The sequence below is a fragment of the Rhodococcus sp. 06-1474-1B genome (genome assembly GCF_002258885.1).
GTDB classification, from domain to species: domain Bacteria; phylum Actinomycetota; class Actinomycetes; order Mycobacteriales; family Mycobacteriaceae; genus Rhodococcoides; species Rhodococcoides fascians.
In genome coordinates, this window is the sequence record NZ_NOYR01000021.1 from 292,906 (window position 1) to 310,741 (window position 17,836).

At 64.5% G+C, this 17,836-nt stretch carries 14 protein-coding genes; 2 read left to right on the plus strand and 12 right to left on the minus strand.

Features of this window, described 5'->3' with window-relative positions; translation table 11 throughout:
• Positions 1-8 precede the first annotated feature (8 nt).
• From CH266_RS08360 to CH266_RS08395, 8 genes are all read right to left on the minus strand, one after another.
• Positions 9-1,172, minus strand: coding sequence for a low temperature requirement protein A (locus tag CH266_RS08360; RefSeq protein ID WP_051365418.1), 1,164 nt, complete (start codon positions 1,170-1,172; stop codon positions 9-11).
• Between the two features lie 229 nt (positions 1,173-1,401).
• Entirely contained in the window at positions 1,402-1,770 is a 369-nt protein-coding gene (locus tag CH266_RS08365; RefSeq protein WP_255175878.1) for a hypothetical protein, read from the minus strand.
• Positions 1,771-1,818: 48 nt separating this feature from the next.
• On the minus strand, positions 1,819-2,361 hold the full coding sequence (locus CH266_RS08370) for a DUF3558 domain-containing protein (protein WP_094736185.1): 543 nt from the start codon (positions 2,359-2,361) through the stop codon (positions 1,819-1,821).
• A gap of 158 nt (positions 2,362-2,519) precedes the next feature.
• On the minus strand, positions 2,520-3,719 hold the full coding sequence (locus CH266_RS08375; RefSeq protein ID WP_371828524.1) for a lipase family protein: 1,200 nt from the start codon (positions 3,717-3,719) through the stop codon (positions 2,520-2,522).
• 34 nt (positions 3,720-3,753) lie between these two features.
• Positions 3,754-5,505: a CocE/NonD family hydrolase gene (locus CH266_RS08380; protein WP_094715083.1), complete on the minus strand. Its 1,752-nt coding sequence runs from the start codon at positions 5,503-5,505 to the stop codon at positions 3,754-3,756.
• Positions 5,502-6,710: a lipase family protein gene (locus CH266_RS08385; RefSeq protein ID WP_094715233.1), complete on the minus strand. Its 1,209-nt coding sequence runs from the start codon at positions 6,708-6,710 to the stop codon at positions 5,502-5,504. Before CH266_RS08385 ends, CH266_RS08380 begins: the two co-directional genes overlap by 4 nt.
• Positions 6,711-6,801: 91 nt before the next feature.
• Entirely contained in the window at positions 6,802-8,244 is a 1,443-nt protein-coding gene (locus CH266_RS08390) for an MFS transporter (protein ID WP_094715084.1), read from the minus strand.
• Positions 8,241-9,695 (minus strand): condensation domain-containing protein, encoded by a 1,455-nt coding sequence (locus tag CH266_RS08395; RefSeq protein WP_032365202.1) that lies wholly within the window; start codon positions 9,693-9,695, stop codon positions 8,241-8,243. The genes CH266_RS08390 and CH266_RS08395 overlap by 4 nt, the downstream gene beginning before the upstream one ends.
• A 260-nt stretch (positions 9,696-9,955) precedes the next feature.
• Between CH266_RS08395 and CH266_RS08400 the strand changes: the two genes are divergently transcribed.
• A complete protein-coding gene (locus CH266_RS08400; RefSeq protein WP_052061332.1) occupies positions 9,956-10,978 on the plus strand; it encodes an alpha/beta hydrolase in 1,023 nt (340 codons plus the stop codon).
• Between the two features lie 36 nt (positions 10,979-11,014).
• Complete coding sequence (locus CH266_RS08405; RefSeq protein ID WP_094652021.1) at positions 11,015-11,980, plus strand: glucosyl-3-phosphoglycerate synthase; 966 nt, start codon at positions 11,015-11,017, stop codon at positions 11,978-11,980.
• A gap of 176 nt (positions 11,981-12,156) precedes the next feature.
• Here CH266_RS08405 and CH266_RS08410 read toward each other — a convergent pair whose 3' ends face one another.
• From CH266_RS08410 to CH266_RS08425, 4 genes are all read right to left on the minus strand, one after another.
• Entirely contained in the window at positions 12,157-13,746 is a 1,590-nt protein-coding gene (locus tag CH266_RS08410; RefSeq protein WP_032381245.1) for an AMP-binding protein, read from the minus strand.
• Between the two features lie 100 nt (positions 13,747-13,846).
• A complete protein-coding gene (locus CH266_RS08415; RefSeq protein WP_027498372.1) occupies positions 13,847-15,115 on the minus strand; it encodes an ABC transporter permease in 1,269 nt (422 codons plus the stop codon).
• The gene (locus tag CH266_RS08420) at positions 15,112-16,332 is read right to left on the minus strand and encodes an ABC transporter permease (protein ID WP_094715085.1); all 1,221 of its coding nucleotides are present in this window, start codon (positions 16,330-16,332) and stop codon (positions 15,112-15,114) included. Before CH266_RS08420 ends, CH266_RS08415 begins: the two co-directional genes overlap by 4 nt.
• Entirely contained in the window at positions 16,325-17,827 is a 1,503-nt protein-coding gene (locus tag CH266_RS08425) for an ABC transporter ATP-binding protein (RefSeq protein ID WP_094715086.1), read from the minus strand. Before CH266_RS08425 ends, CH266_RS08420 begins: the two co-directional genes overlap by 8 nt.
• Positions 17,828-17,836: the final 9 nt, after the last annotated feature.

Sequence of the window (17,836 nt, forward strand, 5' to 3'; positions counted from 1 at the left end):
TCAGTTTCTCATGCGGGACGCTGGGGAGTGGAGCCTGCGGAACGACCTAACGCTGGGGGTCGTGGCCCGCGTGCGACGAGCACGCCGACGACGACGATCATGACGACCGCGGTGAGGGTGATCGGGATGGGAATGATCGGGTCGAACAAGACGAGCACGGCACCGACCGGAACTGCGATGTTGACGACGCGATCCGCGTGGGCGCGGATGGCGATCAGCCAGACGCCGAGGACGAATATCGCAATCGGCACCGTGACGGTGAACGACGCGGCGACGTCCCCGAGCTTGCTGTGTTCGGTGAGCACATCGATCTCGACCTCGATGCCGGCCGAGAACGCGCCCGCCGCGGCGAAGATGAAGTAGTGCGTGTAGCCGTAGATCAGCGAGTTGCCGAACTTTCCGATGGCCCGGTGATGCGGCGGCCAGAAGTAGATCCACCACAGACTCGCGGTGACGACGAGGGTGAGGACGGAAATCGAGATCAAGGGTGCCAGCGCCGTCTCGTCGTGCAGCGCTTCGATGATGGCGTTGGCCGATGCGAGCAGACTCTCGCCGAGCAGTATCAGCGTGAACAGCCCGTAGCGTTCGGTGATGTGATGCGGGTGCCATGGCGTCGACCCGCTGCGTTCGGCGATCAGTGGAACCGCCATTTCCGCGGCTGCCAACACGAAGAACAAGACGACGGCGGCTGTGCCGTCGAACAGCACCAGCCAGAGAATCCACAGAACTTGAACGCCCGCAATGCCTGTCGCGTATGTCAGTGCGGTCTTCTTGTAGTCACCGGTCCGAGACGCTCGAACCCATTGCGTCACCATCGCCACGCGCATCACGACGTAGCCGAGCACTACGACCGCAAAATCCTTGTCCACGAACGCCGATTCGACTCCGGCGGCGAGCACCAGCACGCCGGCCATCTGTACGACGGTCAGCGTTCGATAGAGCCAGTCGTCGGTATCGAAGGAGGTGGCGAACCACGTGAAGTTCATCCACGCCCACCAGATCGCGAAGAACACGAGCGCGTAACTGAGCAGGCCGTCGGCGACGTGGTTCTCGGTGAGCGCGTGATGGAGTTGCACCGCCGCGATACTGACGGCCACGACGAAGACGAGGTCGAAGAACAATTCGAGTGGACTCGCCGCGCGATGCGGTTCGTTCGGATCGCGCGGACGCATCTGTACCAGCCGGGCCGTGGAAAGATTCACGAAGGCAGAGTATGGCATCCGATTCGCGAATGTTGTCGTGATTGAGTTGCCGTAGTTGCCTTTACGGACATTTCGGGCAGGGTCGACGGTATGGCGTTTGGCAATGTACGGAACCTCCCACCCTTTTGGGCGACCGCGCGCCGGGGTTCCGCGCATAGCGGGGGTGAGAGGTCCGGAGAAAGGGTGTGAGGTTGCGGGACTACTCCCCCAGCGCCGCTCCGATCTCGCCGACCCGAGCTCCCACGCTCCGATCTACCTCTTCGGTGTCGACGAAATAGCGACGAAACACCGAGCGCATCAATTCGATGACCTCGATGTGTTGCCTGATCGCAACAGCCGCCGACCGTTCCTCACCATCGGCCAGTCGCTTGAATTTGCGACCCAGCTGTCGAGCTGAAGGAAGCGTGCCGAATGCGTCGAGATCGACGAGAAACTCCGTCTTCTGCAACATGCCATTCAGGTGTCTGAGATATTCGGCGCACGCCTGGTCGCACTGGAACGCCACGCCCTCCGGAATCTCGAGCGCCCCCGCGGCCGCCTGCTCGGACAGGTTGCGCCACTGCTGCATCGACACTGCAAGACTATTGACGTTAGTCCCCACCAGATCCCCCATCGGTCAATTTGTTGCCGGAGGCAGCGACGAACGCAGAGAGCCTGCGATCCGCATGATCTCCATGCACGGGTCACCCTGCGGGTCTTCGGAACCCATTGTGTCGAGGACGAAATACACCAGACCCTTCTCCACCTCGAATGCCATGCCACAACTTCGTCCGGCGGGGCGATCGGCGCGGAGGAATTGGTATCCGCCGAGACCGTCGACTTTCGAGAATTGATTGAAGCGGTCGTTCGCCTCCAGATCGTCCAGCGAGTGGAAGCCCGAGAACGCGCCCAGGAAGTACCACGATCCAGGGTCAGGGTCTGTCCAGATACACGTCTTCCAGTCGTTCGACAGCGGGGCGTCTCCGAACAGGTTCGAGCTTTTACTGTCCACATCCAATCCCGCGGCCTCGACGGCATTGTCCGGGATGGTGCATGGATCCCAGGGCTCGGTGGCGATCGGCGCAACGCTGGTCGACGTCGGCAACGCAGCATTCGGTGCACTCGGCGTCGACTCACCACATCCGGCGACCAGCATCATCAGTCCGACCACACCCGTCACCCAGCGCCCTGTTGCTCTCACAACTGGTTGGACGCGGCGAGCCCTGACTCGGTTCCCCGGCAACCTCACACACCTACTACCGACTGCGCGCCCCCGCTCGCTCAGGAGCAAGGGCGCGAAGTCGACAAATGCGGTGTGAGGTCACCACCGAGCGGGCATCAGCCGCAGTTCGACGGTGCCGGCTCTCCTCGGAATCGTGCGTCCACGTAGGCGTAGGCCTCTGGTAGTCCGACGATCGATCCGCTGAAGTGCTCGGCGAGTGGATACGCCCGGAACTGCACGGTTGCCCCGGCTGCGCAGTAGCGGTCGACCGTCTCCTTCACCGGTGCGTAGGGGGTGATGAAGTCGTTGATTCCATGCCAGATGTACACCGGGGCCGTGGGGACGCCGTCGTAGTCGACGAGACTGTTCTTCTTCAGTACCGCCTGCGCAGAGGGCAGGGACGCGATGTCGACGTTCGACAGATCTCTCGCGCTCTTGAACGCTCCGCCGATGATGATGGGGCGCCTGCATTCGTTGCTCACGCGATCTCGCAGGGCCAGGCCTGCTGCATTCAGGTTCTCCGAGACGGGGAATTCCGTCGGGTATTCACGTTCGAGTCCGAGTGATGCCGCGAGTGCCATTCCGAAGGCGGGGTGCGGAATCGCGCTGTAGCCCAGGTTCTGTGCGATCAATCCCAGGTCGGCCGGAGTTCCGCCGTGCACGCTGGCCACGATGTTCAGCTCCGGCGCGTAAGTGGGTGCCATGGCACCGGCCCACGAGGTCGCCAGTGCGCCTCCCGAGTAACCCAGCAGTGCAACGGGACTGTCCTTCAGCGGCAACTGCTCGAAGTTCTGCACGGCCCGTACACCGTCGAGCGTCAAACGACCTTCGTACTCCGCGGCTCCGTACGCTCCGGTCGGGCCGAGGTAATCCGGCACCGCAACTGCCCAACCGCGAGCGACCATACCGACGTACAGGCTCGGCGCTTCACCGATCTCGTATGTGAAAAGACCATGTGACGGTGCACATTTGACGCCCAGGGCATTGATGACGGCTTGATAGGACACCAGTGGGGTTCCCGCGCCTTTGCCTCGCGGCATCAGCACGGTCGTCACCGCGGCGACGGGTGCACCTGCGGAGTTGGTAGACCGGTACTTGAGTTGCCAGATGTCGGTGTTGGGGTACATCCAGGCGTCGGCCCGTCGGCTGGCCAGGATGTCACCCGGCGCGTGATCGGCGATGTCGGCCGGTGCCGCGTAGAAGACGTCCGGATCCGGGGCCGTCGGCGCGGGAGCCGCCGAAGCTGTTGTGCCCACTGCGAACAGGGACGCGCAGAGCGCCACCAGGATGGACCCCAGGGTAAAGAATTTTCGGATCACAGCGAGCCTTTCGGGTGAGCAAAATCGAAGATCACGGGACTACGGGAAGAGAAAGCTGGTTGATCGGATCCGTCGAGGACACGGTGACGTCCGCTGGGCCCGGCCCACCTGCGAAGGACGGATCCGACGCGGTGATCTCGACGGCGACGCGATGACCGCGGTCGAATCGATGGACGATGCTGGGCAGCGAGATGGTCACCGGTTCACCGGATCCGGTGAGTACGGCGGGTGCAAGGAGTCCGTGAATCGGGCTCCGCGCACCGTCGGGTGCTACGTCGAGCACGGTGACGAAGACGGTCGCGGGACCGGACACCGTGGGACCGATCGACAGTTCCGGTGCGCCGACGACGTCGATGGGTTCGGTCAGTGGCGGCGTCGTCCAGTTCGCGGCAGAGCCGGGTAGCGAGACCCGCGGCACGGGCAACTCGGCCGCGAGATTCGGCAGTCCGAACGTGGTGGGCATCGACGCACCTGCACCCCGAATCGTCTGCGTCCACACTTCGTTCGACGAATCCCCCTCCGCCAGTGATCCATTCGACAAACGGAACGTGCGGCGAGCACCGACGGGAAATGTCTCGGATTCGACGTAGGCCGGCGACGCGACACCGGTATAGGGCACCCAGTCCCGGAAGTAGGTGAAAGCCGGTCCTGGGTCGACGTCACGATCCTTGAGGTGTCGGTCGAGCCAATTGCCCACCAGTGCCGCTTCGTGCTGAGTGAACGGGTCGGGGGCCTTGATGTCGAACTCACCCGGATAACCCTTGCGATCGTTGTGTCCCCACGAGTGCCAGACCATGGACGTCTCCACTCCCCGCGCCCGGAGGGCTTCGAATGTGGCTGCGGCCTCGTCGAGACTGAACAGCGAATCCTTCTGCCCCTGCGTGAGCAACACCGGCACATCGACTCGATCGAGGTAGTCGACGGGCGAGACATGACGCATCGCCGCCAGAGTTCCCGGGTCGGGTTCGCGATTGGCCGTGAAGGCGGACGCGGCGTCGCACACCCACTGGGCGTAGTTCGGGCAACCCTGTGCCCGTGCCGGATCGACGGCGTATCCGCCCGGTCCGGTCAGAACGGCACCGGCGGCCAGAAAGGCCGAACCGAACACGCTCTTGACCGGCCCGACGGATCTGCGGCCGGTCCCGTCCGGTGCCAACGACCGCGCCAGATCGTTCCAGGTGATCATCGACGCGACGGTGTCCAATCGTGGATCGACCGACGCCGTCGCCAATCCCGTTGCGCCGGCGTAGGAACCGCCGAGGTAGCCGACGCGCGGGTCACCCGGTGCGTCGAGGCGAACGACATCCAGTGCCGGGGCGGCCACCGTCCGTGCGGGATCGGTGAACACCCCGCCGCTCTCACCGGCGAGATAGCCGATCAGAGCCGATGCGGCCATGCCGTCGTAATCGGGATCGGCGAAGTAGATCTTGCACGTCGAGCCGCCGAAACCCAGGGCCGAGTACGTCAGTACCACGTAGCCGTGAGTGGCGAATCTGGCAGCGGCACCGGCCTGGTCGTCCTTGGATCCGCCGAAACCGTTGCTGGTCAGAATGGCTGGAGCTCGATGGTCCGGTCCGAGCCCGACAGGAACGTACACATCCCCGACGACGGTGCAGTGCTGATCGTGTTCGGGCCCCACTGCGACGTCGAAGTACCGAGTCTGCACCGAGAAGTCGCCGAGCGTCTGCGGTGCCAGGACCGGAAGATCCGCTGCATATCCGGGCGCGGCAGCCGCGACCAGAGCCGTCGTCACAGCAGCGACGACGGTTGCCAGTCTTCTCATCGGAGGCAGTTCGTCGGCGGCGCGACACCCCGGAACCTGTTGTCCAGGAATGTCAGTGCCGCGGGAAGACCCTCGAACGCCGCCTGGATGTGCTGCGGTGCGTGGACGACGTCGAACTGCAAGGTGGCACCACTCGCGCAGTACCGAGCAGCAGTGTCACGCAACGCACCGATCGGAATGAGCGGATCGTTGTCGCTTCCCCACAGAAGTGTGGGTGCCGTCGGCACACCGGCGTACTTGACCAGACTGTTCTCGTCGATGATCTGCTGCGCCTCGGGGCTGTCCACCAACGACGTAGTGGTCGACACTGCCAGCGCACTCTTGAAGGCTCCGGTCGCAAGGATCACCGGCGTGCACGCATTCGACACCTGATCCTTCAACGCCAGACCGGTGGGATTGAGCTGCGCGGTGATCGGCAGGCGATCCGGGTATTCACGTTCGAGTCCGAGGGCGGCCGCGAACGCGAGACCGAATGCCTGATGGGGCTGAAAACCCAACGCGCGAGCAATGTTGTCCAGATCCGCAGGCACACCTCCGGCTGCGGCACCCACGATGTTCAGCTCGGGTGCATAGCTGGGAGCGAGCGCCGCGGCCCACGCCGTCGCCATACCGCCGCCGGAGTAACCGGCCATACCTACCGGGCTTGCTGCCAAACCCAGTTCCTTCACGCGTTGTGCGGCGCGGACGCCGTCGAGCGTGATCTGACCGCCCAACTTGGCTGCGCCGTAAGCACTTTTCGGCCCGAGGTGGTCCGGTACCGCCACGGTCCATCCACGCATCAGCGCGAGGTTGAGAAATTCGCGTTCCTGCACACCGGTCGTCGGGTCGGCACCGAACAGGGACTCCGACGGTGCGCACTGCAATCCGAGCGCGTTGACGAACGGCTGATACGACAGTAGAGGCCCACCGGGTGCGCGGTTCGTCGGTGCCAGAACGGTTGTCACTGCGGCGATGGCGTCGCCTCGGGAATCGGACGACCGGTACTGGAGCTGCCAGATGTCGGCACCGGGATACAGGGGGCTCGAAAACCGCCGACTGGCAACGACATCGCCGTTGTTCTTCCCGTTCAGGTCCGCAGCCGCCGCATACAACGTGCCGGGTACCGGGGCCGGATCACCGGGCGCGGCCGACGCATGGGGAGCAGATACGAACAACAGCGACATCAGCCCGACGACGAGTGTCGAGGTCACGAGGGTGCGAAGCATGGTGTAACTCTTCTCGATTTCGATCGGCCCGGACTCCTGGTCCGGGTGAGATATTGTCGGATACTGTTGCAGAACAATCACTTACGAATATTCACGGCACACCCTGGGAGACCATCGACGAGCTGCGTTCGACGACGCCGCGGGGCAGCGCGGCCGCGACTGCGGTGGCCACCACCATGGTCGCGGCCAGCCCGAACAACACCGTCCGCTGAGACGCCAGATAGTCCGCGGCAACCGGCTCCGCAGGAAGCAGACCGAAGTACAGGGCCCCGGTCACCGCGGTTCCCACAGCCGATCCCACTTGTTGGACGGTCGGCAGAATTCCCGAGGCCGAGCCGATGGCGTGCGGGGCCACCTCCGCGACGATGGTGCTTTGCAACGGCGCGATCACCGACCCGAGACCCGCTCCCAGTACCCCGAGCGGCACGACCGCCCACCAGGGAAAGCCGGCACGGTCCAGATATTCGGTGGTGACGCCGAGAACGAGCAGAGCCAGTCCCATGGCAGCCGCGCCCGCCGCAACGACGCGAGAATCCCAGTGGTGGAACGAGATCGGTGCGGCCACGGAAGCGAGCACTGCCCCGAGCGCGAAGGGAACAGTGATCGCTCCGACCGTCGACGCGCTCTCCCCCAGTCCGGATTGCAGTGTCACCGACATCGTCAGAACGAACCCGGTGAAGGTCCCGTACACGAGAGCCGATACTGCGCATCCCACGGAGAATCCTCGCTCAACGAAGACGCCGATGTTCACCATGACGTGTGCTCCTGCAGCACGTCGACGACGCTCCCACATCGCGAACCCGGCCAGCGTCGTCAGACCGAGCGCAGCCGCGGGCAACGCTGCGGCGACACTCGAGCTGATCATGACGGGACAGACGATCAGCAGGGCCCCGATCGACCACAGGACGGCACCGACCGGGTCGAACCGCCCGCCGTGTCCGGCCGGGACCTGCTCGGTACCCGATGCCACGAACCTGCGGCCGAGAACGACCGCCGCCGCCGCGATCGGAACGTTGATCAGAAACAGTGCTCGCCAACCGGTTCCGAGGATGTCGAGGTGCAGCAGCGCTGCGCCGATGGACGGCCCGGCGAGTCCGGCCAGCCCCGCGGTGCCACCGTACAGCGCGAACGCGGTGGTGCGCCGCGTGCCGGAGTAGGCCGCTGTCACGATCGCCACCGTCTGCGCCGACATCGCCGCTCCCGCGAGCCCCTGCAGCACGCGGGCGAGGACGAGCAGTTCGACGGTGGGCGCGTAGGCGCAGAGCACCGACGTCACTGCGAACAGTGCAGTGCCGGTGACGAATACCGTTCTGCGCCCGAACACCTCACCTGCGCGCGCCATCGTGAGCAGCGCGCAGGCGAAGGCGAGCAGATACGCCGTCGGGATCCAGACCTGCTGGGTGCCCGACGCGTCGAGGTCACGCGCGATCGTCGGCAACGCCACGGTGACGGCGGTGACGTCGATCATCTGCATCGTGACGGCCAGCAGGCAGGCACCCAGCGTCAGCCACGACCCGCGGCGAGGGAGCGTCATACCCTGCTGACGTCCGGAAGCTCGTGGGCCAACACGTGAGCCTCGGGTGGCTGTGGGATGTAGTCGCCCTTGTCGACCACGGCGGCGTAGATTTCGGAGATCTTGGAGAAGTACAGGTCGATCGAACGATCGGCCTCGTCGGTGCCCGGGTACAGGAACTCGACACCGGTGTGGTCCTCGAAGCGGTTGATCCACATGAAGACTTCCTCGGAACTGCCACGGTTGCCGTACAGACCCGCTCCCGCCGCATCCAATTCGGCTTCGCCCGGCAACTTGCGAACGTCGACGTACGAGATCATCGGCGCGGTCCATCCCGGCTGCGTCGTGATTCCGTGTTCCGGCAAGGCCAGCTCGAGCACCCGGTGGTACGAGGTGTTCGCCAGCAACTTTCCGGAATCGAATGCTGCCTGTGCGAGCACTGCGAGGGTACGGAACGTCGGCTGCTCACCGAGGTCGAATTGCACCGGAATCAGGCTCGAATACCACCCGATCGACGCGAATTCGCCCGGGGTCGCCCGCGTGCTCTTGGGCGTCAGACCGAGGTAGCTGCCCCGGCCGGCGAGCTCGTACTCCGCCAGAGCTGCGGCGGCGAAGATTCCGCCGATGAACTTGACTCCCACGGCTGCACACGCCTCGTCGACTGCCTGCGCGGTGGCACCGTCGAACAACGGGAACGAGCTGTGCGAGGTCCGCGTGTAGTCGGCGCTGTTGCGTCCCAACGGAAGTGGGAACGTCGGCAGATCGCCCCCGTTGTCGGTGACCAAGTCGATCCAGGTCCGAACCGCAGGGCTCTCGAGAGTCGTCGCATCGCTCTCGAGGCGTTCGCGCTGGCAGTACTCGAGGTAGCTGCCCGGGGTGAACAGGCCGTCGGACTCCCCCGTCACCGCGTTGCGATAGAGCTGGCGCAGTTCGTAGTAGGTCAAGGCCTGCGAGATGCCGTCGGTGTCGAGGTGATCGACCGCTGCGTACACCACGAAGTGATCGTCGTGTTCGATCGTTCCGAACGAGAAGCAGTCCCAGCTCTCGGGACCGGGCGTGCTGTCCTGCACGTGACGCCGAATGGCCTCGGAGTCCGCAGGCGTTCCGAAATCGGTCGCTTCGAGCGCGATGTCGGCGACGTCGACGAGGTGGCGCGTCGAACCCTCGGCCGTCGTCGAGAACCAGCTGCGGAACGAATCGTGTCGGGTGACGAACGTGTTGAATGCTCGTCCCATCGCGGTGCGGTCCAGTGTGCCTTCGATCTTGAACGTCACCAGGCACAACCGGGAGAATCGGAACGACGATCCCCGGTTGCGGTAGGCGGCTTCGAGATACGCCTGCTGGATGTGCGAGGGCGGTGCCGGGTGAACGGGCGCAGCCGCGGCAGCAGCTCGTGAGGCGACGGTGGGTGACCACGTGGTGAGCGGTCCTGGAGCGGGCTTCCACTCGTCGATGAGTCCGAATGCGACCACGACACAACCTTTCGAAGGAGACAGAGCGATTCGACGCGGCGAGGTGCGTCGGAGGGGCCAGTGCATCACCCGGGCAGAGGCCGAGAAACCCCGTCGACGAGCATTTTGGAAAATTGACAACGATTCACGGGATATCTGTGTCAGAACTGAAGGATCGTCAACATTGTTGTCGACACCAGTGATTCGCATTACCGTCCAAAGGCACATCGCGCTCGCCGGAGGTTTGTCGTGCGCGGCTCCCACAATGTCAGGAACCGTTGATGCCCAGTCGATTTCGCCTCGGTCAGGCGACCTTGTCGGCTCTGAGTGTGCTCGCTACCGTCGTCGTTCTCCTGTCGATCACGACGGGGTCGGCTTCCGCCGACACCGTCTCGTCGGTGGTCGGCGTCGAGGGAGTTGCCGACCGACGAGACATCGTGTGGGTGCATTCGGCAGCCATGGACCGCGATATCCAGCTCGACGTATTTCGGTCGGCGCAGCCCGGTTCACCCACGCTCTATCTACTCAACGGAGCGGCGGGCGGTGACGGGGGAAGCAGCTGGTTCGATCAGACCGACATCGCCGGCTTCTTCGGAGACAAGAACGTCAACGTGGTGGTTCCGCGGGGCGGCGCTGCGAGCTATTACACCGACTGGTTGCACGACGATCCGGTACTGGGCCGAAACATGTGGTCCACCTTCCTCGGTCGCGAACTTCCTCCGGTGATGGATGCTCTGCTCGACGGCAACGGGGCCAATGCGGTCGCCGGTATATCGATGGCAGGCACGTCCGTTCTGCAGTTGGCCATCGCCCATCCCTCGGTGTATCGATCCGTCGCCGCGTTCAGTGGATGCGCACGCACCAGCGACCCGGTGGGTGCCATGTACGTCAGGTCCGTCGTCGAGGCCCGCGGCGGTGGGTCGACCGCCAACATGTGGGGACCACAGGGCAGCGCCGACTGGATTGCCAACGACCCCTACGTCAATGCCGAGGGGCTGCGCGGCATGGCCGTCTACATCTCGTCCGGAACGGGAGCGCCCGGTGCGTTCGACGTGCCGGGCGGCCCCGGTATCGGCAGCGATTACGGCAAGCTAGCCCAGCAACTCGCCGTCGGCGCAGTGATCGAGGCGACGACCGATGTGTGCTCGCAACAGATGCGGAAACGGTTGCAGGAGTTGAACATCGAGGCCACCTACAACTTCCGACCCAACGGGACCCATTCCTGGGCCTACTGGCAACAGGATCTGCACGATTCGTGGTCGGTGATCGCACCGTCGTTGGGGCTGCCGACCGGCCCGTCCTGAGCCGTGCACTCCTCGAGCGATGACGAAGGAAAAGCGATGAACCGAACCGACGTTGCGGGCACTCCGGCTCTGGCTGCCACCTGGGCCCGCTCTCCGTGGCCACTGGCAGACATCATCCGGGCCAAACGTGGCCGGACCGTCTCGGTCGTGCTGCCCGCTCTCGACGAGGAAGACACCGTCGCCGGCGTCATCGCCTCGATGACTCCCCATCTGGGCAGCCTGATCGACGAGCTGGTGGTGCTGGATTCGGGATCGACCGACCGCACCGCGGCGCGGGCCCGCTGCGCCGGTGCCACCGTCGTCTCCAGGGAGGACGCCCTACCCGGCACACCCGTGGTTCGCGGCAAGGGTGAAGCGCTGTGGCGCGGCGTGGCCGCCACCTCGGGCGACCTCGTGGTGTTCGTCGACTCCGATCTGGTCGATCCCGGTTCGCACTTCGTTCCCTCCCTCGTCGGGCCGCTGGTCATGTCCGACGACGTCGAGTTGGTCAAAGGCTTCTACCGCCGACCGCTGACGATCGGTGACACCACCGACGAGGACGGCGGCGGCCGCGTCACGCAGCTGACGGTACGTCCTCTGCTGACGGCGCTTCGGCCCGAACTCGCCGGCGTCTTCCAACCGTTGGGCGGGGAATACGCCGCGACTCGTCGCCTCCTGGAAGCACTTCCGTTCGCCCCCGGCTACGGAGTCGAGATCGGTGTTCTGCTCGATACGTGCGACCGGTTGGGTATCGGCGCGATCGGCCAGGTCGGACTGGGAACCCGACGGCATCGAAATCGGCCGACGTCGGAGTTGGCTGTCATGAGTCGGCAGATCATCGCCACGATGTTCTCGCGCCTGGGTCTGAGCGATTCCGGAGCCGGGTTCACCACGTTCTCCACCACCGGAACTCAGCTCTCGATGAGCGTGGCACCGTTGTCTCTCGTCGACCGTCCCCCACTGACCACCCTGGACGAATACAACCGCCTCACCCGATGCCCGGCGATGAGTGCACCCGGCTGATTCGAGCGCGGTTCCACGACAACCTCACACCCCTGCTACCGACTGAGCGCCCATGTTTGCGCCCGAGGAGAGTCGCGCGGTCGAGAAAAGGGGTGTGCACTATCGAAACGTATGCGCCACAACACAACACCCCGCCCCACTGAGTGTGGGACGGGGTGTTGTCGTGGAACGGAGTATTACTTTCCGGCTTCCGCGGCCCGCAGATCCTTACGAAGAATCTTGCCGGCCGCAGACTTCGGCACGATGTCGATGAACTCGACGCGTCGAACTTTCTTGTGCGGGGAGACGCGCTCGGCGACGAACGCGATGATGCCCTCTTCGTCGATCGTGGCACCCTGCTGGCGGACGACGAACGCCTTGGGGATTTCCTCGCCCTCGTCGTCGAGAACACCGATGACGGCCGCGTCGGCGATTTCCTCGTGCGTGAGCAGCAGCGCCTCGAGCTCCGCCGGGGGCACCTGGTAGCCCTTGTACTTGATCAGTTCCTTGAGGCGGTCGACGATGTAGACGACGCCCTCGTGGTCGGCGACGGCGATGTCGCCGGTGTGCAGGTAACCGTCGGAGTCGAGGGTCTCCGCGGTGGCGGAGGGATTGTTCAGGTATCCCGCCATCACGTTCGGTCCCTTGACCCACAGCTCGCCCGGCTTGCTCAATCCCTCTGTGGGCAGCTCGATTTCCTCGAGCGTGCCCGGGTCGACGAGCTTGTTCTCGGTGTTGGCCAACGGCTGGCCCACCGAGCTGAGCGGCATGTCGTCGCGATCGAACGGGATCGCGTGGCTGACCGGGCTGAGCTCGCTCATGCCGTAGCCCTGACGCACCCGCGTGTTCAAGCGCTTGGCGACAGCCTTGCCGAGCTCCTCGTCCAACGGGGCCGCGCCGGAGAAGATGGTGTGCACGCTCGAGAGGTCGTACTGATCGATCATCGGGTGCTTGGCGAGCGCGACGGCCACCGGCGGGGCGATGAACAGGTAGGTCAGCTTCTGGTCCTGGATGATGCGCAGGAACTCGACGAGGTCGAACTTCGGCATCGTCACCAAGTGCGCGCGCAGCTTGAGGGCGATGTTGAGCAGCACCGTCAGTCCGTAGATGTGGAAGAACGGCAGCAGCGCCAGGATCGCGTCGTTGCTGTCGATGCCCACGCGCGGTTCCATCTGGGCCACGTTGGCGACGAGGTTGCGGTGCGTGAGGATGACGCCCTTGGGCACACCCGTCGTGCCGGACGAGTACGGCAGCACGGCAACGTGCGTCGCCGGATCGAACGAGACCTCGGGAGCAGGCGCGCCCTGGGTGAGCAGATCCCGCAGACTCGGGTGGCCCTCGGCGCCGTCGAGCACGATGACGTGATCGGCGTCGATACCCACCTTCTCCGCGGCGGCCTTGGCCTGCGGGTACAGGGGGGAGACGGTGAACAGGAACTTCGCGCCGGAGCCGGTGAGCTGCTTGGCGATGTCCTCGGCGGTGTAGAGCGCATTGATCGTCGTCGCGGTTCCGCCGGCACGCAGAATGCCGTGCAGCACCGATGCGAATGCGGGCACGTTCGGCGAATGCAGTCCGACGACGTCGCCGACCTCAAGCCCGCGGGCAGCGAGTGCCCCGGCGATCGCGTCGACCTGGCCGATCAGGCTCTTGTAGGTGGTGACGTCACCCGACGTGCCGTCGATGAGCGCAGGCTTGTCCAGATCGGACTCGGCGATGGACCCGAACAGGAAGTCGTAGACGCTCAGATTCGGGATCTCGACGTCGGGAAAGGGACTGCGGAAGCTCATGGCTCTCCTTCGAAAAACTGCGGCAACAATGATCGAACCTTACAGTGAAAGCGGTCACATCGGACTTACGACCCTACCGCTGAGTCAGATGGCGAAACCGTCAACTCCTGGACGCGTACGGTTTGCCCGCCGCGGCCGGTCCTCGCACGTGTCCCACCAGGCCGGCGACGGCGAAAATGGTGACCACGTACGGCAGCATCAGCATGAACTCGCTCGGCACCGGGGACCCGATGATGCCCAGCACGTTCTGCAGATTCGACGCGAAGCCGAACAGCAACGCGGCCAGGGTGGCACGCACCGGATCCCACCGGCCGAAGATCACCGCGGCGAGTGCGATATAGCCGGCACCTGCGGTCATCTCCTTGCCGAAGGCACCGACGGAACCGAGGGTGAAGTACGCACCACCGAGCCCGGCGATGGCACCGGCGAGGCAGACGTTCCAGAACCGCGTTCGGGCCACGTTGATTCCGACGGTGTCGGCGGCTTGCGGATGCTCACCGACGGCACGTAGTCGCAGACCCCACTTGGTATGGAACAGACCGAAGAACACCAGGGCCACGGCGATGTACATCAAATAGACGATCAGTGTCTGTCGAAACAGCACCGGACCGAGGATCGGAATCTGCGAGAGCACCGGAATGTCGATGCGCGCGAAGCGCGGTGGCGAATTCAGCGTCTCGGCGTTCTTGGTGAGCACCACCGAGTACAGGAAGCTCGTCAGTCCGACGACAAGCACGTTGAGCACCACACCGACGATGACCTGATTGACGAAGTAGCGAATCGAGAACACCGCCAGCAGCGACGCGGTCAGTGCGCCGGCGACCAGAGCTGCGAGCAGCGCCACGTAGGTCGAACCGGTGATCGACGCGACGACGGCGCTGACGAACGCACCGGCCAGCAGCTGCCCCTCGATGGCGATGTTGATGACACCGACGCGCTCGGAGATCACTCCGCCCATCGCACCGAAAATCAGCGGTGTGCTCAAAGCGACCGCGCCGATGAGCAATCCGGGCACGGGGATCGTCTCCCCGTCCGCGGCCCACGCGAGGAATCCGAACACGAACAGCACTGCGAACACGGCGAGCAGCCACAACGGCGTCGACCGGTAACGCGACGCCAACAGGGCCGCGTAGCCGGTGATGACGGCCAGTAGTACGACCACGACCAGGCCGGCACCGTACGACGGTACGCCGACGGCGGGCAGTGCGAAGAAGTCGTCTTCCGAGGCCAGCGCGAATGTACTGGTGCCCGAACCTTTTCGGACCACGAACAGCACCAACGCCAGCAGTGTCACGACCCCGAGGATCGTGGGCACCTTCCAACTACGACCGAGGACCGTCTCTGCGGGTGAGTCGACGGAGGTGGTCACAGTGCACCCACCTTCGCGGTCTCGGCTTTGGCGAGTTTCTCTTCACCGGGTTTGGGCAATCGGAACACCGCTCGCACCAACGGCGGTGCGGCGATGAACAGCACGATCACCGACTGCACGACGAGCACGATGTCGATGGGTACGCCCTCGGCCGCCTGCATGGCGAACCCGCCGGCCTTGAACGCGCCGAACAGGATTCCCGCGAAGAAGACGCCCCACGGTTTGGATCGCCCGAGCAGGGCCACGGTGATGGCGTCGAATCCGATACCGGCGTCGATGTCGGCACTGAAGCCGGTGGTGACCGTACCGAGCACCTGAGCGACGCCGGCCAGGCCGACGAGAGCTCCGGAAAGGATCATCGCGTAGAGGTAGATGCGGTTGACGTTCATTCCGGCGACGCGGGACGCGTGCGGGTTCTCACCGACGGCACGGAATCGGAATCCGAGGCTCGATCGTTCGAGCAGCCACCACACCGCGACCGTCACGAGGATGACCAGCACGAACCCGAGATGCAGGTTGTACTTGTCGCCGAACAGCTTCGGGAACACGGCCGTCGATTCGATGGGAGCCGTCTTGGGATTGTTCGATCCCGGAGCCTGCAGCGCACCGGGAGTACGCAGCAGGTACGAGATGAGATAGAACGCAACGTAATTGAGCATGATCGTGACGATCACCTCGTGAGCACCGGTGCGGGCCTTGAGAAATCCGGCGATGCCGCCCCAGACCGCGCCGCCGACAACGCCTGCGACGACGGCCACCAGCAGATGAATGCCGGCGGGCAGGCTCACCCCGAAACCGACCCAGCCCGCACATGCGGCGGCGATGAGCATCTGGCCACGACCACCGATGTTGAACATACCGACTCGAAAGGCAAGGGCCACACCGAGTCCGGCGACGATGAGCGGTGTCGCGAACGTCAACGTCTCGGTCAACGGCCGGATGCCGTTCTCGAACCCCGGACGACGGAAGTTGTACACCGACCCCTGGAACAGCGACGAATACGCGCCGGACACCGAATCCCAGATCGCCGTCAGCATGTCCGACGGACGGGAGAAGAAGTAGCCTGCCGATTCCTGGACGCCGGAGTTGGTCGCGGCAATGAGGACGGCACCGACGATCAGCGCAAGCAGGACCGCGAGAACCGAGATGATGGCACTGCCGGTGAAGATCTGCCGAAGTATGACATGAGCTTTCGACGGCTGCTCGGTCTCACTCACCGCGCTCGCCGCCCATCATCAATCCGAGTGTTTCGCGGGACGTATCCCCGGGGACGATTCCCACGATTGCTCCTCGATACATGACGGCTATGCGGTCGGCCAGTGCGGCGACCTCGTCGAGTTCGCTCGACACCACGATGACCGGGATCCCCGAATCCCGGGTGGCGACGATGCGCTTGTGTACGAATTCGATGGATCCCACGTCGATTCCGCGAGTGGGCTGCGCGGCGACGAACAGTCGCAGATCGCGGCTCAGTTCGCGTGCGAGTACCACCTTCTGCTGGTTACCACCGGACAGGCGTCCGACGGCGGTTCCGATTCCCGGTGCCCGCACGTCGAATTCGCTCAGTTTCTCCGACGCGAACGTGTCGAGATACTCCCGCTGTACCGCTCCGCGCCGCACGAACGGCTCGCTGATGGAGCGGTCGAGCATCAGGTTCTCGGCAATCGAGAACTCCCCCACCAGGCCGTCGACGGTCCGGTCCTCGGGCACGAACCCGACGCCGGCGTCGAGCACCTGCTGAACTGTCGCCCCGACGAGCGAGCGGCCGTCGAGGGCGATCTTTCCGGACACGTTCTCCTGCAAGCCGAGTAGCGCCTCGACGAACTCCGTCTGCCCGTTGCCCTGCACGCCGGCAATGGCGAGGATTTCTCCCGCGGCGACCTCGAGACTGATGTCGTCGACGGTCTTGTTGCCCTGGACGTCGAACACCGACAGGTTCTCGACGACCAGTGCGGCAGCACCCGGCTCGGCCGGTTCCTTCGAAACGGTCAGCTGCACATCACGTCCCACCATCAACGCGGCGAGTTCGGTGTTGCCTGCCGTCGGCTTCGCTTCGCCGACGACCTTGCCGAGCCGGATGACGGTGATCTTGTCTGCTACTTCGCGTACTTCACGGAGCTTGTGGGTGATGAACACGATGGTGGTGCCCGACGCCGCAAGTTCCCGCATGATCCGCATCAGATCGTCGGTTTCCTGCGGCGTCAGCACGGCCGTCGGCTCGTCGAACACGAGCACCTTGGCTTCTCGAGAGAGCGCCTTGACGATCTCGACCCGCTGCTGCACGCCGACGGGGAGATCGTCGACGAGAGCATCGGGGTCGAGGTCGAAGCCGAACCTCGCGGATATCTCTCGTACCAGCTTTCGTGCTGCCACGAGGTCGAGTCGTCCACCGAGCGAGGTGGTTTCGTTGCCGAGCACGATGTTCTCGGCCACGGTGAACACCGGAATCAGCATGAAGTGCTGATGCACCATGCCGATTCCTGCAGTCATCGCCTCGCCCGGTCCGGCGAAGTTCTGCTCGACGTCGTCGAGCAGGATCTGGCCTTCCTCGGCGCGGTACAGGCCGCTGAGCACGTTCATCAACGTGGACTTGCCTGCGCCGTTCTCACCGAGGAGGCAGTGGATCTCGCCGGATTCGACCGTCAGATCGATGTGATCGTTGGCGATCAACGAGCCGAATCGTTTGGTTATACCGCGAAGTTCGAGCTTCATATCCCTTTA